Source organism: Micromonospora sp. SL1-18, assembly GCF_047921505.1.
Lineage (GTDB): Bacteria > Actinomycetota > Actinomycetes > Mycobacteriales > Micromonosporaceae > Micromonospora.
Window position 1 is genome coordinate 1 of record NZ_JBLROA010000085.1, and the last position, 18,791, is coordinate 18,791.

General features: G+C 72.1%; 19 protein-coding genes and 1 pseudogene. 17 read left to right on the plus strand and 3 right to left on the minus strand.

Features of this window, described 5'->3' with window-relative positions; translation table 11 throughout:
• The first annotated feature begins 215 nt into the window (after window positions 1-215).
• From ACNAW0_RS27140 to ACNAW0_RS27155, 4 genes are all read left to right on the plus strand, one after another.
• Window positions 216-665: a MerR family transcriptional regulator gene (locus ACNAW0_RS27140; RefSeq protein ID WP_416290857.1), complete on the plus strand. Its 450-nt coding sequence runs from the start codon at window positions 216-218 to the stop codon at window positions 663-665.
• A 76-nt stretch (window positions 666-741) separates the two neighbouring features.
• Window positions 742-1,197, plus strand: coding sequence for a TlpA family protein disulfide reductase (locus tag ACNAW0_RS27145; protein WP_416290858.1), 456 nt, complete (start codon window positions 742-744; stop codon window positions 1,195-1,197).
• A 134-nt stretch (window positions 1,198-1,331) separates the two neighbouring features.
• Window positions 1,332-1,772 carry a DUF4395 domain-containing protein gene (locus ACNAW0_RS27150; protein WP_416290859.1) on the plus strand — a complete coding sequence of 147 codons (441 nt, stop codon included), beginning with the start codon at window positions 1,332-1,334 and terminating at the stop codon, window positions 1,770-1,772.
• 229 nt (window positions 1,773-2,001) lie between these two features.
• Entirely contained in the window at window positions 2,002-2,886 is an 885-nt protein-coding gene (locus ACNAW0_RS27155) for an SPFH domain-containing protein (RefSeq protein WP_416290860.1), read from the plus strand.
• 266 nt (window positions 2,887-3,152) lie between these two features.
• Here ACNAW0_RS27155 and tnpA read toward each other — a convergent pair.
• Window positions 3,153-3,597, minus strand: a pseudogene (gene tnpA / locus ACNAW0_RS27160) (IS200/IS605 family transposase).
• Window positions 3,598-3,606: 9 nt separating this feature from the next.
• Here tnpA and ACNAW0_RS27165 point away from each other — a divergent pair.
• Window positions 3,607-4,758 (plus strand): RNA-guided endonuclease InsQ/TnpB family protein, encoded by a 1,152-nt coding sequence (locus tag ACNAW0_RS27165; RefSeq protein ID WP_416290861.1) that lies wholly within the window; start codon window positions 3,607-3,609, stop codon window positions 4,756-4,758.
• 42 nt (window positions 4,759-4,800) lie between these two features.
• Here the strand turns inward: ACNAW0_RS27165 and ACNAW0_RS27170 are convergent, their stop codons facing one another.
• A complete protein-coding gene (locus ACNAW0_RS27170; RefSeq protein WP_416290862.1) occupies window positions 4,801-5,715 on the minus strand; it encodes an anti-sigma-D factor RsdA in 915 nt (304 codons plus the stop codon).
• Entirely contained in the window at window positions 5,712-6,290 is a 579-nt protein-coding gene (gene shbA / locus ACNAW0_RS27175; protein ID WP_416290863.1) for an RNA polymerase sigma factor ShbA, read from the minus strand. Before shbA ends, ACNAW0_RS27170 begins: the two co-directional genes overlap by 4 nt.
• A gap of 176 nt (window positions 6,291-6,466) precedes the next feature.
• Between shbA and ACNAW0_RS27180 the strand changes: the two genes are divergently transcribed.
• The 12 genes from ACNAW0_RS27180 to ACNAW0_RS27235 all read left to right on the plus strand — a co-directional run bounded on the left by ACNAW0_RS27180 (window position 6,467) and on the right by ACNAW0_RS27235 (window position 18,613).
• Window positions 6,467-7,483, plus strand: a complete 1,017-nt coding sequence (locus ACNAW0_RS27180) for an ABC transporter ATP-binding protein (protein ID WP_416290864.1) — start codon at window positions 6,467-6,469, stop codon at window positions 7,481-7,483.
• Window positions 7,480-8,250: an MlaE family ABC transporter permease gene (locus ACNAW0_RS27185; protein WP_416290865.1), complete on the plus strand. Its 771-nt coding sequence runs from the start codon at window positions 7,480-7,482 to the stop codon at window positions 8,248-8,250. The genes ACNAW0_RS27180 and ACNAW0_RS27185 overlap by 4 nt, the downstream gene beginning before the upstream one ends.
• A 1-nt stretch (window position 8,251) precedes the next feature.
• Window positions 8,252-9,055 carry an MlaE family ABC transporter permease gene (locus tag ACNAW0_RS27190; protein ID WP_416290866.1) on the plus strand — a complete coding sequence of 268 codons (804 nt, stop codon included), beginning with the start codon at window positions 8,252-8,254 and terminating at the stop codon, window positions 9,053-9,055.
• A 2-nt stretch (window positions 9,056-9,057) separates the two neighbouring features.
• Complete coding sequence (locus tag ACNAW0_RS27195) at window positions 9,058-10,350, plus strand: MCE family protein (protein WP_416290876.1); 1,293 nt, start codon at window positions 9,058-9,060, stop codon at window positions 10,348-10,350.
• Window positions 10,347-11,381, plus strand: coding sequence for an MCE family protein (locus ACNAW0_RS27200; RefSeq protein ID WP_416290867.1), 1,035 nt, complete (start codon window positions 10,347-10,349; stop codon window positions 11,379-11,381). Before ACNAW0_RS27195 ends, ACNAW0_RS27200 begins: the two co-directional genes overlap by 4 nt.
• Window positions 11,378-12,361: an MCE family protein gene (locus ACNAW0_RS27205; RefSeq protein WP_416290868.1), complete on the plus strand. Its 984-nt coding sequence runs from the start codon at window positions 11,378-11,380 to the stop codon at window positions 12,359-12,361. The genes ACNAW0_RS27200 and ACNAW0_RS27205 overlap by 4 nt, the downstream gene beginning before the upstream one ends.
• Entirely contained in the window at window positions 12,361-13,611 is a 1,251-nt protein-coding gene (locus ACNAW0_RS27210) for an MCE family protein (protein WP_416290870.1), read from the plus strand. The genes ACNAW0_RS27205 and ACNAW0_RS27210 overlap by 1 nt, the downstream gene beginning before the upstream one ends.
• A complete protein-coding gene (locus ACNAW0_RS27215; RefSeq protein ID WP_416290871.1) occupies window positions 13,608-15,032 on the plus strand; it encodes an MCE family protein in 1,425 nt (474 codons plus the stop codon). The genes ACNAW0_RS27210 and ACNAW0_RS27215 overlap by 4 nt, the downstream gene beginning before the upstream one ends.
• Entirely contained in the window at window positions 15,029-16,264 is a 1,236-nt protein-coding gene (locus ACNAW0_RS27220; RefSeq protein WP_416290872.1) for an MCE family protein, read from the plus strand. Before ACNAW0_RS27215 ends, ACNAW0_RS27220 begins: the two co-directional genes overlap by 4 nt.
• Entirely contained in the window at window positions 16,261-17,145 is an 885-nt protein-coding gene (locus ACNAW0_RS27225; protein ID WP_416290873.1) for a hypothetical protein, read from the plus strand. Before ACNAW0_RS27220 ends, ACNAW0_RS27225 begins: the two co-directional genes overlap by 4 nt.
• 18 nt (window positions 17,146-17,163) lie before the next feature.
• A complete protein-coding gene (locus tag ACNAW0_RS27230; protein WP_416290874.1) occupies window positions 17,164-17,670 on the plus strand; it encodes a hypothetical protein in 507 nt (168 codons plus the stop codon).
• A 70-nt stretch (window positions 17,671-17,740) separates the two neighbouring features.
• The gene (locus ACNAW0_RS27235; RefSeq protein ID WP_416290875.1) at window positions 17,741-18,613 is read left to right on the plus strand and encodes a mechanosensitive ion channel family protein; all 873 of its coding nucleotides are present in this window, start codon (window positions 17,741-17,743) and stop codon (window positions 18,611-18,613) included.
• The last annotated feature ends 178 nt before the right edge of the window (window positions 18,614-18,791 follow it).

Sequence of the window (18,791 nt, forward strand, 5' to 3'; positions counted from 1 at the left end):
TTGCCGTTCGACCGCAGGGCGACAGGCACCCGTCCAGTATGCAGCATCGCGCCGTCTACTGCCCGCGCGGGTTGACGCGCTAACCCCAGCTAAAGCCCGGGTTCTGCGCGCTACGCATTTCGATCACCTGGCCGCCCAGCCGGCCGAGCAGGCCGCGGGGGAGGGCGAATGCGTGCGACGCCAGGCGGGACGGTCGGGGTTCCTCGCGGTTGGCCATGGATTACACCGTGGCGTTTCAAGTTGGCTTGAAGTCAAATAGTGCTGTGGCGGATCTGGTCCCGATCGGGGAGGCGGCGCGACGACTCGGGCTGAACACCTCGACGTTGCGTTACTACGAGGAGCGCGGATTGGTGCGGCCGGTGACGCGGCGGCACGGTAGCCGGATGTACGGTCCGCAGGAGATTCGGCGGTTGGCGTTCGTCCGTGCCGCGCAGCGCCTCGGCATGGCGCTGGACGACATCGCGGTGATCCTGTCGGGCCCGTCGGCCCGGTGGCGCGACGTCGTCCGTGGCCAGGTCCGTGCGCTCGACGAACAGATCGAGCGCGCCGGGGCGGCCCGTGAATTCCTCGGCCACGCACTGCGATGTCCCAGCGAGCACCCCGTCGACGAGTGCCCGCACCTGGGCGAGGTTCTCGACCGACAGGTCACCGCCACCGATGGGTAGCTGGGCGGCGCGGATTGGCGTCCCTCCGGTCGGACGGCGAAGGGACGCTTGACGATGGTTGTGGCACCCTTGACGGGTGCAGTCTCCGCTGACCGGCGTCGTGGTGGTCGTTGTGGTGCTCGCTGCGGCCAGCCTCTTCGGCTGGTGGCGCCGGCGTCGCGACGGCCGGTTCCGCCCGGTCGACGCGCCCGGCGACCAAGCGGCGTCGGATCCAGCGGCCGCCGTCCTGGCGGCCCTGGGCGTACGCCCCGGTGAGGTCACCATGGTGCAGTTCTCCGCCCCGGTCTGTGCTCCGTGCCGGGCCACCCGTCGGCTGCTCGAGGAGATCCGGGCGAGCGTTCACGGGGTCCAGTTGGTCGAGGTCGGCGTCGAGGAGCATCTCGACGCGGCGCGTCAGCTCGACGTCTGGCGCACCCCGACCGTGCTGGTGGTCGACGCGGACGGGCGCATTGTCCAGCGGGCCTCCGGCGTACCGGCCCGCGACGACCTCCGTGCGGCGCTCGCGCCGCTGCTTGCCGGGGCGCAGCGGTGACCGGCGTGGCGTTGACCCGGCGTCGGGTGGTGGACCATGGGCGGCTCGCGGCGAGTCTCTGTGCGTCGGTCCGTCGCGCCTGACGGACCTGACCCTGCGCGCCCGCCGCACCTCACCCGAGAAACGGAACTCTTATGCTGCTCGATCCTCGTGGGCCGCGGTTCGCCGCCGCCCTCACCACCGTCGTCCTTGCCGTCGCGCTGATCACCGGCTCGGGGCTGCTCGTGCTGGCCCAGGCGCTGGTCTTCGCGATCAGCGCCGCCACCCCCCGCCTCGGTCCGTACGGGCTGATCTACCGGGCCCTGGTGGCGCCTCGGCTGCGCCCGCCGGCTGAGCTGGAGCCGGCGGCTCCGGTCCGTTTCGCCCAGCTCGTCGGCCTGGCCTTCGCTGCGGCTGGCGCGGTGGGTTACCTGGCCGGTGTTCCGGTGCTCGGGCCGGTCGCCACTGGCGCGGCGCTCGCCGCCGCCTTCCTCAACGCCGCCTTCGCTCTCTGCCTGGGCTGCGAGAGCTACCTGGCGCTGCGCCGGCTGACCGGCCGTCCGCTCGCCGCCCGGGTCCCCGCCGGGAGGCGTTGAGTCTCGACCGGCCCGCCAGGGGTGGCGGCCGCCCGCCGGGTCGTCGACCTGAGCGTGTCGACGGCCGGTCGAGGCATCGCGCAGCACGACGAGTGACGCCGCCGCGCCCCTGGCGATCCTGGACGTGCCTACGCTGATCGCGGCCGGGCCGGATCGCGCGGGCATGGACGGCGGCGGAACGGGTAGGCGCGGCGCCAGGAGGCGGGCGCCTCCGGGATCGAGGGGGACCATGACAGCCGCCATCATCATCGCGCTGGTGATCATCTTCGTGATCGCGGTGATCGTGCTCTCGCTGAGTGTCCGGATGGTGCAGCAGTACCAATGCGGCGTGGTGTTCCGCTTCGGCCGGGTGCTGGAGCGGATCCGGCAACCCGGTCTCCACCTGATCATTCCGGTCGCGGACCGGATGGTGCGGGTCAGCATGCAGACCACGGTGATCGGGGTACCCGCGCAGGGCGTGATCACCCGCGACAACGTCACGCTCACCGTCGACGCGGTCGTCTACTACCGGGTGGTCGAGCCGGTGAAGGCGCTGGTCAACGTGCGGGACTACCCGGCGGCGGTGCTCCAGGTGGCGCAGACCGCGCTGCGGTCGGTGATCGGCAAGGCCGACCTCGACACCCTGCTGCGGGACCGCGACAAGATCAACGCCGAGCTGAAGGCGGTCATCGACGCGCCCACCGAGAAGCCGTGGGGCTTGCTCATCGAGCGGGTCGAGGTCAAGGACGTGTCGCTGCCCGAGGGGATGAAGCGGTCGATGTCCCGCCAGGCCGAGGCGGAGCGGGAGCGGCGGGCGCGTGTGATCGCCGCCGATGGTGAGTTCCAGGCGTCCCGCCGGCTCGCTGACGCCTCGCGGGCGATGGCGAACACGCCGGGGGCGTATCAGCTGCGGCTGTTGCAGACGGTGGTGGACGTGGCGGCCGAGAAGAACAGCACCCTGGTCATGCCGTTCCCGGTGGAGCTGCTGCAGTTCTTCCAGGAGTACGGACGGCGTGGCCGCGCGCAGGTGGCCCCCGGTGGGTCGGAGTCGACGGAGCAGGCCCCGGCGCTGGGCCCGACCACCGACCGGGTCGGGGCGGCTGCCGAGGGGGACGGGCATCGACCGCAGCAGTGACGGCAGGTGGCCGCGGAGTCGCCTGGATCGGCGTGGCCGCCTGGGTGGTCCTGGTCGGGTCGGCAGCCGCCGACCAACCGGCGTACGTGATCGGCACCCTGCCGCAGTTCGCACTCGCCGTGGTGGCCGCCGGCGCGCTCACCCTGCCGGCACCGCCCCGGCGGGCCCTGCGGGTGCTCGGCCGGCCCGGCGTCCGCCTGCCCGGAGCGGGTTCAGCGGTTGATAAGGCGGGGAGCCCTGGCCGTTCACGGCCGGGAGGAGCGCCATCACGGACCGGGGCGTTTTTGGTTCTCGATGTACTCCTTGACCACCGCGAGGGGCGTGCCGCCGCATGACCCGGGGAAGCTCGACGGTGACCACAGATGCTCGTCCCGCAGGTACGTGTGCAGGTGTCCGGCGAACTGGCGGCGTAGGTGTCGGGATGAGACGCCCTTGAGGCTGTTGACCAGCCGTGACCGGGCGACGCTCGGCGGGTGGTGGACGGGCAGGTGCAGGTGGTCGGCTTCGCTGTTGAACTCCCGTAGTTCGGTGCCGAAGTCCCGGCACACCTCGGCGGTGGCCTGTTGGCACCGGGCGAGGATCGGGTCGGTGGGGGCCCTACGCCGATGCTTCGTGGTGAAGACCGCGTGCGCGTAGGTGGTGGTAGACGACGCTTCTGCCGGGCCTGACATCGGGATCCGGGGCCCATTGTGGATATAGGCCAAATGATATGATTCTTGAGTGAAGTTGGTGGTGCAGGTGAAGCTCCTGCCGACGCCTGAGCAGGCGGCGGCGTTGGAGGCGACCCTGCGTGCCTGCAACACGGCAGCATCCGAGGTCGCGGTGCTGGCACGGGAGATCGACTGCTACCGCAACTACGACCTGCGCCGGCACGCCTACCACCGGATCAAGGACGACTACGGGCTTGGTGCGCAGGCCGCTCAGCATGTCATCAAGAAGGTCACCGACTCCTACAAGACGCTCGCGGGCAACCTGAAGGCCGGCCGCTACGGCAAGCCCGGATCGAAGCGCCGCCGCAAAGTCGAGACCAACCCGATCATGTTCGGTTGGGATGCCGCGCAGCCGTATGACGCGAGGATGCTGTCGTGGCAGCACGACGCCCGGACCGTATCCATCTGGACCGTGGACGGGCGGCTCAAGCAGGTCGCGTTCACCGGCTCGGCCGACCAGATCAAGGCCGTCGCCACCCATCGGGTCGGCGAGTCCGACCTGGTGCACCGGGACGGCATGTGGTTCCTGTACGTCGCGGTGGAGGTGGACCAGCCGCGGGTTTACGAGCCGGACGAGTTCCTTGGTGTCGACATGGGCATTGCGAACATCGCCTACGACTCCGACGACACCCGTTACGCCGGTAGCAAGCTCAACGGCTACCGGCGCCGCCAGCAGCGGCTCAGGATGCGGTTGCAGGAGAAAGGCACGAAATCGGCGAAACGGCTCCTGGCCCGCCGCCGGAAGAAGGAAACACGGCACGCCGCGAACGTCAACCACATCATCGCGAAGAGCATCGTGACCGAGGCTGCACGCACCGGCCGTGGAATTGCCGTCGAGAAACTGACGGGGATCCGCGACCGGGTCCGGCTGCGCAAGCCCCAACGGGTCACGCTGCACTCGTGGGCGTTCCAGCAACTCGGCGCGTTCCTGGTCTACAAGGCGCGCCGGGCGGGTGTACCGCTGGTCCAGGTCGACCCCCGGTACACCTCCCAGACCTGCGCAGCGTGCGGGTATCGGGATAAACGGAACCGACCCAACCAGGAGACCTTCCACTGTCGGTCGTGCGGGGTCGTTGCCCACGCTGACCACAATGCGGCTCGCAACATCGCTTCGCGTGGTGTCGTGAGCTGGGGCGCAGTCAATCGCCCACACGCGGCCTAGCCTCACAGCCAGCGAGGACAGTGATCCGCAAACCCGCCCATTTCATGGGCGGGTAGTTGATTCAAGCAGGTCGCCGGTGGGCAGGGGTAGCCCCGGCAGCGGCGAAGAGGGCAAGGGCAGGGGCAGTTGGGGCAACGGCAGCAGCGGGCTCCGGGCCTCGCTCGGCTCGGCGCCTGACGTACCCGGCTGGGAGGGCATCGGCGCGGGCGCCGACGTGGCAGTGTTCCCCGGCCGGGGGGTGGAGCTGGTCGGCCGCCCGCTCGGCGTGCGGGAGGGCGAGGGCGAGCCGGCCGTCGGCGCAACGGTGCTCGGGGTGGCCCTCAGCTGCGCCGACAGGGCGTCGAGCTCGCCGCGCAGCCGGTCCACGGCGGACGGGTCGGTGACGACGGTCAGCTCCTCGCGGGCCTGGTCGACCAGTTGCCGGGCCTGGTCGGGCCGCCCGGCGGCCAGCGCGGCCCGGGCCTCGGCGATGGTCCGTTCGACGACCCGCACCTCGGCCTGCTGCGGGTACAGCAGCTTCGCCAACGACCACAGTGGGCTGCCCGGCTCCGCGCTGCGGCTGCCGATGCCCAGCCCGGAAACCAGGGCGAGGAACGCGGCCGCGGCCGCGGCGAGGCGCAGCGTCCAGGGCCGGGGCCGGCGGGAAGGGGCGTCCGGGCGGAGCGGGACCGTTGCCGCGGATGCCGGCGCGTCTGCGTCCGCGACCGGTGGGCGGAGGTGCGCCGGCTCGGGGGCGCCGTGGGTCAGGTCGGCGTGCCAGGCGGCGAGCAGCGCTGCCAACTCGTCGTCGGCCGGCGTTGCCTCGCCCTTGCCCAGCGCGTCGAGCAGCATGTCGTCGCGGGTGAGCACGTCGAGGTCCAGCGCCTTTTCGCCGGCGCCCGGCGTGCGCTCGCTGATGCCTCCGCCCTGAGGTTCATCGGCGCTGTGCTGATGATTCGTTCGCTGGCGCTTGCTCATGCCGCCACCTCGTCCAACGCGTCCCCGGCAAGGTTACGGAGCCGGGTCAGGGCCCGGGACTGGGCCATCCGCACGGCTGCCGCGGACATTCCGACGATCGTCCCCACCTCTTCCGCGGACAGACCCACCGCGACCCGCAGCAGGACGATCTCCCGTTGCGTGTCGGGCAGCCGGTTCAGCAGCGCCGACAGCCGGCGCGCGAGGTCGGTCGCGACCGCCTGCGCTTCCGGCCCGGGGGCGGTGTCGGGCTCATCCAGCGGGGTGTCGGTCGAGGTGACGGCGGAGTCCCGGATGGCGGCGCGCTGGGCGTCGGCCACCTTGTGCGCGGCGATGCGGTACACGAACGCGGCGAAGGGGACGCCCTGCTCCTGATACCGGGGCAGGGCCCGCAGGACCGCCAGGCACACCTCCTGGGCGACGTCGTCGGCCGTGGTGTACGCCCCGCCGACGCGGCCGAGCCGGCCGCGGCAGTAGCGGACCAGGCCCGGGCGTACGTCGGTGAGCAGCTCCGCCATCGCGCCCCGGTCACCGTGGACGGCCCGACGGACCAGCTCTGGATCGACTGCTCGAAACATGCGGCTGCGAGACACCTTCATTGCCGACGAATAAGCGCACCGTACTGAAGCCGTCTGGTTTCCGCACCTCTCACGCTGGGTAGCGAGGCGACGCCGAAACGAAGTCGAGGCGAAACTGTTGCGTCTTGCCTGATCCCGGCGATGTCTTAAGGCAGAACGGGCGACGGGAGGGGTCGATGGGCGTCGAGGTGGCCGTGCAGGGACTGACGAAGTCCTTCGGTGGCCAGCCCGTGTGGTCGGACGTCACCCTGACCCTGCCGGCCGGGGAGATATCCGTCCTGCTGGGACCGTCCGGCACGGGCAAGTCGGTGTTCCTCAAGACGCTGGTGGGTCTGCTGCGCCCGGACCGGGGCGACATCTGGATCGAGGGACAGAATTTGCCCCGACTGTCGGAACGGGCGCTGTACGAGGTGCGCAAGTTGTTCGGCGTGCTGTTCCAGGACGGTGCCCTGTTCGGCTCCATGAACATTTACGACAATGTGGCGTTCCCGCTGCGCGAGCACACCCGCAAGACCGAATCGCAGATCCGTGTGCTGGTCAACGAGAAGCTCGACATGGTGGGCCTGGGTGGCGCGGAGAAGAAGCTGCCCGGCGAGATCTCCGGCGGCATGCGCAAGCGGGCCGGCCTGGCCCGGGCGCTGGTGCTCGACCCGCGGATCATCCTCTTCGACGAGCCGGATTCCGGGTTGGACCCGGTCCGCACCGCCTACCTCAACCAGCTCATCATCGACCTCAACCAGCGTACCGAGGCGACGTTCCTGATCGTCACCCACGACATCAACACCGCCCGGACGGTGCCGGACAACATCGGCCTGATCTACCACGGGCACCTGGCCATGTTCGGGCCGCGGGAGATGCTGCTGTCCAGCACCGAGCCGGTGGTCCGGCAGTTCCTCAACGCCCAGCGGATCGGCCCGATCGGCATGGCGGAGGAGAAGGACGCCGACGAACTGGCCGCCGAGGCGGAGTCCGGGGTGGAGCTGCCACCGCTGCCGCCGATCCCGTTGCAACTGCAGCCCTCGGACGGGCTGCCCCGGCGGGCCGAGCGGCCGCCCGGGCAGTGGTGCCGCGAGCACGGCGTCGCCCCGCCTCCCGCGTCCTTCGAGGGCCGCTGGGACGAGGCACGACCCACCATCGACCTGGGCCCGCACCTCACCACCGGCGGGCGCCACCCGCGGGAGGTGACCGGATGAGCCCGCCCGTGACGCCCGTACGCAGCTCCGGCGAGTTCTTCGCGTTCTGTCTGGACACCCTGCGCGGCCTGGGCCGCCGGCCGGTGCAGGTCCGCGAGTTCGTCCAACAGGCCTGGTTCATCAGCTCGGTGTCGATCCTGCCCGCCGCGCTGGTGTCGATCCCGTTCGGCGCCGTCATCGCCCTCCAGCTCGGCTCGCTGGCCCGTCAGCTCGGCGCGCAGTCGTTCACCGGCGCCACGTCGGTGCTCGCCGTGGTCCGCGAGGCCGGCCCGATCGTCACCGCCCTGATCATCGCCGGCGCCGGCGGCTCGGCGATCTGCGCCGACCTGGGCGCCCGGAAGATCCGCGAGGAACTGGACGCCATGCAGGTCCTCGGCATCGACCCGATCCACCGCCTGGTGGTGCCCCGGGTGCTCGCCTCGATGCTGGTCGCCGTCCTGCTCAACGGGCTGGTCAGTGTCGTCGGCGTGATCGGCGGATACGCGTTCAACGTCGTCCTGCAGGGCGGCACCCCGGGCGCGTACGTGGCCAGCTTCCAGGCCCTCGGGCAACTACCCGACCTGCTCGTCGGCGAGGTGAAGGCGGTGCTGTTCGGGGCGGCCGCCGCGCTGGTCGCCTGCTACAAGGGGATGACCGCGAAGGGCGGGCCGAAGGGCGTCGGCGACGCGGTCAACCAGAGCGTCGTGATCACCTTCATGCTGCTGTTCGCGCTGAACTTCCTCGTCACGGCCGCGTACTTCCAGGTCGTACCGCAGAAGGGAAGTTGACATGACCCCCCTGCGCCACCTCGACGACCTCGGCGGCCAGCTCGCCTTCCATCTGCGCGCCCTCGCCTGGACACCGCGCACCCTGCGCCGCTACAAGCGCGAGGTGATCCGCCTGCTGGCCGAGGTCAGCTTCGGCACCGGCGCTCTCGCCGTGTTCGGCGGCACGGTCGGCGTGATCTCCTTCCTGACCTTCTTCACCGGCACGGAGGTCGGGCTGCAGGGCTACCAGGCGCTCGACCAGATCGGCAGCAGCGCCTTCACCGGCTTCGTCTCGGCGTACTTCAACACCCGGGAGATCTCGCCGCTGGTGGCCGCGCTGGCCCTGTCGGCCACCGTCGGCTCCGGGTTCACTGCCCAGCTGGGCGCCATGCGGATCTCCGAGGAGGTCGACGCGCTCGAGGTGATGGGCGTGCCGTCGCTGCCGTTCCTGGTCACCACCCGGATGATCGCCGGGTTCATCGCGGTCGTCCCGCTGTACGTGATCGGCCTGCTCGCCAGCTACCTGGCCACCCGCACCATCGCCGTCGGCTACTTCGGGCAGTCCGCCGGCACCTACGACTACTACTTCCACCTGTTCCTGCCGCCCGGGGACGTGCTCTGGTCGTTCGGCAAGGTGCTGGTGTTCAGCGTGATCGTGGTGCTGGTGCACTGCTGGTACGGCTACACCGCCCAGGGCGGGCCGGCCGCGGTCGGCGTCGCCGTCGGGCGGGCCGTGCGTACCGCCATCGTCGCGGTCAACGTCGTCGACTTCTTCCTGTCGCTGGCCATCTGGGGCGCCACCACCACCGTCCGGATCGCGGGGTGAGCATGAGACATCGGATCCTCGGCATCGCCTTCGTCGCCGTGCTGGCCGTGGCGTTGACCGCCTCCGTGCTGCAGTACCGCAAGGCGTTCACGCCGGTCGACCGGGTCACTCTGCACGCCGACCGTGCCGGCCTGCAACTGCTCGAAGGTGCCGACGTCAAGGTACGCGGCGTGGTGGTCGGCGACGTCCGTTCGGTACGCAGCGTCGGCGCCGGCGCGGTCATCGGCCTCGCGCTCGACCCGGCCACCTCCGACCGGATCCCCGCCGACGTCACCGCCCGACTGCTGCCCAAGACCCTCTTCGGCGAGCGGTACGTCGAGCTCGTCCCACCGTCGATCAGCACCGCCGGACCGATCCGCGACGGCGCGGTCATCGACCAGGACCGCAGCCGCACCGCCATCGAGCTGGAACGGGTGCTCGACCAGGCGCTGCCGCTGCTGCAGTCGATCCGACCCGACCAGCTCGCCGCCACCCTCGGCGCGATCGCCACCGCCCTGGAGGGACGCGGCGACCAGCTCGGCGCGAACCTCACCCGGCTCGACGCGTACCTGCGGCAGCTCAACCCGCAGCTGCCCACCATCGCCGAGGACGTCCGCCAACTCGCCGCCGTGCTGGACGGTTACGACGCCGCCCTGCCCGACCTGCTCGCCCTGCTGCGCGACGTCACCGTCACCGCCGCCACGGTCGCCGACCAGCGCACCCAGCTCGCGGCGTTCCTCGCCGACACCACCGACACCGCCGACACCGCCCGCGGCTTCCTCGACCGGCACGGCGACCAGCTCATCCGCCTCGGCCAGGTCAGCCGGCCGGTGCTGGAACTGCTCGCCACCTACGCCCCCGAGTACCCGTGCCTGGTCAGCGGACTGGTCGCCCTGCAACCCCGGGTCGAGGAGGTCTTCCGCGGCGGCCGGATGCACATCACCATGGAGGTCACCCGCGACGGTGGCCCGTACGAGCGGGGCCGCGACGAGCCGGCCTACGCCGCCCACGGCGGCCCGAACTGCCGGCATCTGCCCGACCCGCTGGTGCCCGCACCGGAGGTGCCCGTCGCCGACGGCTACGACTACCGCGGCACCCGGGCCCGCCCGCTGCTGCCCGTCGGGCTGCCGGCCGCGCCCCTTGCCGGCGCCCCGACCGGCACCCCGGCGATGGGTCAGGCCGGCACCACCGAGGAGCAGGCCCTGGTCAAACCCCTCGTGGGCGGGCTCACCGGCACGCCCCCGGCCGAGGTGCCCGACATCGCGGTCCTGCTGTGGGGGCCGCTGCTGCGGGGCGCGGTGGTGAACGCGCGATGACCGGGAAGACGACGCCCGCGCTGGTCAAGCTGGCGATCTTCGCCGTGGTGACGCTGCTGGCCACCGGGTTGCTCGCCCAGACCCTCGGCGCGTTCCCGCCCGACGGGCTCACCTACCGGGCCCGGTTCACCGACGTCACCGGGCTGCTACCCGGCGACGACGTGCGCATCGCCGGGGTGCGGGTCGGCAAGGTCAGCGACATCGCCGTGGTCGACGACAGCATCGCCGAGGTCGCCTTCACCGTCGACCGCGACGTACCGCTGGCCACCAGCGTCCGCGCCGCCATCCGTTACCGCAACCTGGTCGGCCAGCGCTACCTGGCGCTGACCGAGGGACCGGGCGACGGGCGGCCGCTGCGGGCCGACGGGCTGATCCCGCTCACCCAGACCAAACCGGCGCTGGACCTGACCGCGCTGTTCAACGGGTTCCGGCCGCTGTTCACCGCGCTCAACCCGACCGACGTCAACAAGCTGGCATACGAGATCATCCAGGTGCTGCAGGGCGAGGGCGGCACCGTGGCCAGCCTGCTGCGCCGTACCGCCTCGCTGACCAACACCCTCGCCGACCGCGACGCCGTGATCGGCCGAGTCGTCACCAACCTCAACGACGTCCTGTCCACCCTGGCCAGCCACGACCGGGAGCTGGACCAGAGCGTCACCCAGCTCCAGCAGTTCGTCTCCGGCCTGTCCGCCGATCGCACCGCCATCGGCGAGGCGTTGGTCAACCTCGCCGACCTGACCGACACCACCGCCGGGCTGCTGCGCCAGACCCGGCCGCCGCTGGCCGCCGACGTGCGCGCCCTCGACGACCTGGCCGGCACCCTCGACCGCAACTCCGCCGCCATCGACGCCACCCTCGGCAGGATGCCGGAGCGCTACGAGTCACTGACCCGGGTCGCCTCGTACGGCTCCTGGTTCAACTTCTACCTCTGCGACTTCGACGGCCGGGTGGCCGTCGCCGGCCGGGCGCCGCTGACCACACCCGCAGTCAGCGCCACCGCCGCCCGCTGCGCCACCGGAGGCAGCCAGTGAAACCCTTCCGCGAACGAAACCCGGTTGTCGTCGGCGCCATCGGGCTGACCGTGATCTTCGCCGCCCTGCTCGGCGCCTTCCAGCTCGACCGGCTCGCCGCGCTGACCGGCCGCACCTACCAGGCGGCGTTCCACGACGCCAGCGGTCTCGCCACCGGCAACGAGGTCCGGGTGGCCGGGGTACGCGTCGGCGCGGTCACCGCCGTGGAACTGGCCCACGACCCCCAGCCGTACGTGCGGGTCCGCTTCCGGGTCGACGACGACGGCGTACGCCTCGGCCGCGACACCGGCGCCACCATCCGGATCAAAACCGTGCTCGGCCAGAAATACCTCGCCCTAGCCCCGGCGGGACCGGGCAAGCTGCCGGAGCACGCGCAGATCCCGCTCGACCGTACCGCCGCCCCGTTCGACGTGGTGCAGGCCGTCACCGGGCTCGCCGGCACCCTCGACAAGATCGACACCGAGCAGTTGGCACAGGCGTTCACCACCCTGTCCGAGACCTTCGCCGACACCCCCGCCAGCATCAGCACCTCGCTGACCGGCCTGTCCCGGCTGTCCCGCACCGTCGCCAGCCGCGACGCCGAGCTGCGGACCCTGCTCACGCGCGCCCGGGACGTCACCGGCGTGCTCGCGCAACGCGACGAGGAGTTCCGCAAGCTGGTCACCGACGGGGAGAAGCTACTCACCGAGGTCAAACGCCGCCGCGACGCGATCCACCAGCTTCTCGTCGGCACCGACCAGCTCGCCACCCAACTGTCCGGGCTGGTCGCCGACAACCGCAACCAGCTCGAACCGGCCCTGCGCAAGCTGCGCGACGTGGTCGCCGTCCTACAACGCAACCGCGACGACCTGGAGCTGACCATCAAGCGGATGGGGCCATTCGTCACCGCGTTCGCCAACGTGACCGGCAACGGCCGCTGGTTCGACTCCTACGTCGACGGCCTGCTCCAGCCGTACCTGCCCACGACGGGAGGACGCTGATGCCCGGTCCGGTCCAGCGCTGGCGACGCCCGATCGCCGCGGCCGCCGTCCTGCTCACCGCCCTCGCCGTCGGCGCGGTCGTCTGGCGGCACGAGACCCCACAGCGGCGGGTCGTCGCCCACTTCACCCGCGCGGTCGGGGTCTACCCCGGATCCGACGTCCGGGTGCTCGGGGTACGCGTCGGCGAGGTCGAGAAGGTCGTCCCCGAGGGGCGCACCGTCCGCGTCGAGATGCGCTACGACCCGACGCTGCGGATCCCCGCCGACGCCCAGGCGCTGATCGTCCCGCCCAGCGTGGTCAGCGACCGGTACGTCCAGTTCACCCCGGCCTTCACCGGCGGACCCGCGCTCGACGACGACGCCGACATTCCGGTCGGGCGGACCGCCGCGCCGATGGAGATCGACGACATCTACCAGGCGCTCGACGACTTCAACAAGGCACTCGGCCCGCACGGCGCCAACGCCGACGGCGCCCTCTCCGACCTGGTCGCCACCGGCCGGGCCAACCTCGACGGCAACGGCGCCGACCTGCACGACGCCCTCGACGGGCTGTCCCGCGCACTGACCACCCTCTCCGCCGGGCGCGGCGACCTGTTCACCACGGTGGCCAACCTGCAACGCTTCACCACCGCACTCGCGCGCAGCGACGAGCAGGTACGCCGCTTCAACCAGCAGCTCGCCGACGTCGCCGAACAGCTCGCGGGGGAGAAGGAGGAACTCGCCGCCGCCCTGCGTAATCTGGCCGGCGCGCTGGCCGACGTCACCGAGTTCGTCCGGCAGAACCGGACCGCGCTCACCTCGAACGTCACCGCGCTGGCCGACATCACCCGCGTCCTGGTCCGCCAGCAGCAGGCCGTCATCCAGATCCTCGACGTCGCCCCGCTGGTGGTCAGCAACCTCAACCTCGTCTACAACCGGCGCTCGGGGACGCTGGACACCCGCGACAACCCGCTCGGCCCGTACGACGCGGCCAGCTTCGTCTGCTCGCTGATGGCGGACCAGCTCCCTGTCACCGACGTGCCGGCGAAGTGCACCGCGCTCGCGCAGACCCTGCGTGCCCGCGATCTGCCCCTGACCGACCAGCTGCGCAAGCTGCTCAAGCTGCCGCCCGGCGCCCCGGTGGCCGGCGGGTTCCCACCGGGTCCCACCACCTCCACCGGTGCGCCGACCCCCGATGGGGCGCCGGGCGGCCTCCTGCCTTCCATCACCAGCGACCCGACGCTCGGCGGCATCCTGCGGGGACCGGCATGAGCGCCCGGCTCGTCCGACTGCTGGCCGGCGCGCTCGCGGTGGCGCTGCTCCCCGCCGGCTGCGGCCTGCCCGAGGTCGCCGACCTGCCGCTGCCCGGCGGCCGGCCGGCCGGCGACGGCTACACGGTCACCGCCGAGTTCACCGACGTGCTCGACCTGGTGCCGCGAGCCGCCGTCAAGGTCGACGACGTCACTGTCGGCAGCGTGGAGAAGATCTCCCTGTCCGGCTGGCACGCCCGGGTCCGGCTGCGCCTCGACCGCGCGGTGCGGCTGCCCGCCAACGCCATCGCCGCCGTACGCCAGAGCAGCCTGCTCGGCGAGAAGTACGTCACGGTGGCCCCGCCGCCCACCGAACCGGCCCGCGGCCGGCTCGCCGACGGCGACGTCATCCCGCTGTCCCGCACCACCCGCGGCGCCGAGGTCGAGGAGGTCCTCGCCGCCCTCGGCCTGCTGCTCAACGGCGGTGGCCTGGCCCAGCTGCGGACCATCAACACCGAACTCGGCGCAGCCCTCGCCGGCCGTGAACCCGCCCTCCGCGACACCCTGGCCCAGCTCGACACCTTCCTGGCCGGCCTCGACCGGCAGAAGGCCGACATCGTCCGGGCCATCGACGCCCTGGACCGGCTCACCGGCCGCCTCGCCCGGCAACGGCAGGTCGTCGGCGAGGCGCTCGACTCCCTCGCGCCCGGCCTGACCGTCCTCGCCGCGCAACGCGCCCAGCTCACCAGGGCACTCACCGCCCTCGGCCAGCTCGGCACGGTCGGCACCCGGGTCGTCGAACGCAGCCGGGAAGACACCGTGGCCAGCGTGAAGGCGCTGCAACCCATCCTCGAACAGCTCGCCCGGGCCGGCGACGACCTGCCGAAGTCCCTGGACTTCATGCTGTCGTACCCGTTCCCGCCCAACGTCACCGGCGCGATCGTCGGCGACTTCGTCAACCTCTCCATCACCGCCGACCTGGACGCCGCCAGCATCCTGGCCAACCTGGTGGCCGCCGCACCGGCCCCGGCCGGCCGGGGCACCCGACCGAACATCCCGGCCACGCCTCGGCAGTCCACCGGCGGCGGCCCCACCTCGCCAGGCGGCAAGCCGAGTGGCAAGCCCGGCAGCGGGATTCTCCCCGAGCTGCCGCTGACCGGGTGCCTGCCGGACCTCCTCAAGGACCTCCCGGCCATCTGGACCCCGCCGAAGGAGTGCGGGCTGCCGGAGGGCTGCCAGCTGCTCAAGCCGGGCTCGACGGTGCCCCTTGGGGGGCTGCTGCTGCCCAAGGGTGTCGTGCCGCCCGGTACCGCGTTCGCCGCCGGCACCGAGCTGCCGGACGGCACCGTGCTCACCGCCGACTGCGTGCTGCCGCTGACCGGCGCGGTCACCGGTCAGATCGGCGGCCTGCTCGACATCCTCGGTGGAGGGTTGATCCAGTGATCGGACGTACCGCGAAACTCCAGGTCATCGCCTTCGTGCTGGTGAGCGTCCTCGGCATCGGCTACGTAGGGATCCGCTACGTCGGCCTCGGCGACCGGCTCCTCGGCGTCGGCTACGTGGTCCACGTGGACCTCGCCCGCGCCGGCGGCCTGTTCGACAACGCCCCGGTCACCTACCGCGGCGTACCCGTCGGCCGGGTCACCGCCGTCGAGCTGCGCCGCGACGGGGTCCGCGCCGACCTGCGCATCGACCGCGGCGTACGGGTGCCCGACGCCCTGCGGGCCGTGGTCACCCAACGCTCCGCCGTCGGCGAGCAGTACCTCGACCTGCGACCCGACCGCGACGGTGGGCCCTACCTCGCCGACGGCGCGGTCATCCCGGCCGACCGGACCGGGCTCCCGCTCGCCCCGGAGACCCTGCTGACCAACCTGGACGCCCTGGTCCGCTCGGTCGACCCGGACGACCTGGCCGTGCTGATCACCGAGCTGGGTGCCGCATTCGAGGGCAACGAGCAGGCCCTCGCCCGGATCCTCGACGCCGGCGACGCCCTGCTCACCGAGGCAGACACCCATCTGCCCGAGACGCTCACGCTGATCCGCGACGCCCGGACCGTGCTCACCACCCAGGCGGAGTCCGCCGAGGCGTTGCGCCGCTGGTCGGCCGGCCTGGCGCAGCTCGCCGCCACCGTCCGCGCCGCCGACCCGGACCTGCGCCGGCTGCTGGCCACCGGGCCGCCGGCCGGCGCCGAACTGCGGGCGCTGCTGCGCGGCCTGGACCCGGACATCGGGACCCTGCTCAGCAACCTGGTCACCGTCAACGGCATCGCCGCCCGGCGACTGCCCGGCATCGAGCAGCTCCTGGTGACGTATCCCATCGTGGTGGCCGGCGGGTTCACCGTCACCCCGGGCGACGGCACCGCGCACTTCGGCCTCGTGGTGAACGCGAACGACCCGCCGTCCTGCGTCTACCGGGGCGGCAGCACCCAGTGCGGCGCCACCGAACGCGCGGCGGGCGCGAGCGTACGCGGGGCGCAGAACGCACCCCGACCCCCGGGCCGGGAGCCTGCGCCGCCGCCGTCCGACGAGGGCACCACGACCGGGTACGACCCGACGACCGGCCTGGTGCTCGGCTCCGACGGCCGCCCGTTGCAGTTGGGCGGGACCGGAGGCCAGTATCAGACGGCCGGTGACCAGTCCTGGAAACAGCTGTTGCTCGCCGGGGTGACCCGGTGACCGGCGTACCGGAGGAGGTGGCGGTGACCAGCCGCAGAAAACCCATTCTGAAAGTCATCAAGGGCGCCAAGGCGGGTGGCCCGACCCCGGCCCGACGCCGCCTGGTCACCCGGCCCGTACCCCGGCCGGCCGAGCCGATCGAGCAGGTGCTGGAACGCCTCGACCAGGAGCCGGTGGAGGACCCCGCGAAGGCCGACGATCTGACCGTCGTCGACGACCCCGCCGAGGGCACGGACCTGCCCGACCCGGAGCCGGCCCGGCCCGACGCGGACGCCGACGCCGAGGGCACGGACCTGCCCGACCCGGAGCCGGCCCGGACCGACGCCGACGCCGAGGGGGACAGCAAGGGGGACGGCAAGGACGACTCCCCGACCGTGGCCAAGCCCGCCACCCCCGGCCGGGGCCGCGCACTGACCGCCCTACTCGTCGTGCTGCTCGCCGCCGCCCTGGCCGGCGCCGGCAGCTACGGCCACCGCTGGTACGTCGACCGGGCCACCGACCAAGCCCAACGGGAGGCCGTCGCCGCCGCCCGGCAGGCCGCCGTCAACTTCGTCTCGGTCAGCGCCGCCAGCGTCGACCGGGACCTGCAACGCGTCACGGCCGGCGCGACGGGTGACTTCAAGGACGAGTTCACCCGCGGCCAGGCGCAGGTACGCGCGGCGGTGGTGGAGAACAAGGTCCAGTCGCAGGGCAGCGTGCTGCGCGCCGCACTGGTCTCCGGGGACCGCCGGCACGCGGTCGTGCTGGTGGCGGTCGACGCCATCGTGAAGAACGTGAAGGCACCCGACGGGCACTCGTCGCACTACCGGATCCAGCTCGACCTGGTGCGGGACCGGGACTCGGGCGACTGGCTGGTGTTCAAGCTCCAGTTCGTCGGCTGACCCGAAAGGAGAAGACTCATGCGTGTCCCGACCGTCCTGCGTCGGCGCCCGGCGCGGATCCGAGCCGTGCCCGCACTCGCCGTCGCGGTCGTGCTGGTGGCGGCCGTGGCCCTCGCCGCCTGGTACGCCGACCACCGCGCCGACCAGCGCGACCGGGCCGTACGCCAGGCCCTGGCCACCGCGCCCGCCGCCGCCAAGGCCCTCTTCTCCTACGACTACCGCACCTTCGACGACAGCATCGCCAACGGCCGCACCTTCGCCACCGGCGCGTTCGCCGACGAGTACGCGCAGACCACCACCGCGCTCAAGCAGACCGCCACGAAACAGCAGGCGGTCGTGCTCGCCGAGGTCTCCGCCACCGGCGTCATCAGCGCCGACACCGACCGGGTCGAACTGCTGCTCTACCTCAACCAGTACCGGCGCAACGTGACCACGGCGGGGGAGAAGGTCGACCAGAACCGGGTCGTCCTCACCATGGTCCCGGTCGACGGGGAATGGAAGGTCGTCAAGGCCACCGCGATCTGACCGCGTTTCCTCCGCGCCTGCTCAGGGTAGGTCCTCACGGGACTGCTGTGAACATCCGTGGAGGCCCTCGATGAGAGACAACTTCGGCGACGCGTTCCGCTCGGTGCTGCTGTTCCTGCCCAAGGCGGTCGCCTTCGTCGCGATCCTGGTGGTCGGCTGGCTGATCGCCAAGGCCGTGCTGAAGATCGTGGACAAGGTCCTGGAGCGGGTGCGCTTCGACCGGATCGTCGAGCGCGGCGGCATCAAGACCGCCCTGGCCCGCTCGAGGTACGACGCCAGCGACATCGTCGCCAAGCTCGCCTACTACGCGGTGCTGCTGGTGGCCCTCCAGCTCGCGTTCGGCATCTGGGGCCCGAACCCGATCTCGGACCTGATCCACGGCGTGGTGGCGTGGCTGCCCCAGGCGTTCGTCGCCATCGTCATCGTGGTGGTGGCCGCGGCCATCGCCAGGGCGGTGAAGGACATCATCGCCAGCGTCCTCGGCGGCCTCTCCTACGGCCGGGTGCTGGCCAACATCGCCTCGGTGTTCGTCCTGGGCCTGGGCGTCATCGCCGCGCTCAACCAGATCGGGGTGGCCACCACGGTGACCACCCCGGTGCTGATCGCCGTCCTCGCCACGATCGGTGGCATCCTGGTGGTCGGCGTCGGCGGCGGTCTGGTCCGCCCGATGCAGGGCCGCTGGGAGAGCTGGCTGTCCCACGCCGAGGAAGAGTCGTCGACCATCGCCACCCATGCCCGGGCGTACCAGGCCGGGCGGCGGGACGTCGAGGCCCAGCGGGCCGCCCCGGACGGCGCGGCGGAGGCCACCCAGCCGGTGCCGCCGTACGCCGATTCTGAGCGCACCCAGCCGGTCGCGCCCCGGCAGCCGACCGCCGAGCAGGCGGCGGACGACGAGGCCACGATGGTCATCCCGCAGGCGAACGTGCGGAAGTCCCGCCGCTGACCACCGTGCCGTCCGGCCGGGGTGGGGCCCGACGGTCCCACCCCGGCGCTCGGTCGAGCGGATCGTCGCCTCCCTCGTGCTCGGCCGCGGGGGGGGCGACACCCTCGCCGGGGCAGCGGGGCCGACGCGTGCGGCCGGTGCCCGATAGCATCGCCGCTTGACATCCTCCCGGTCCCGA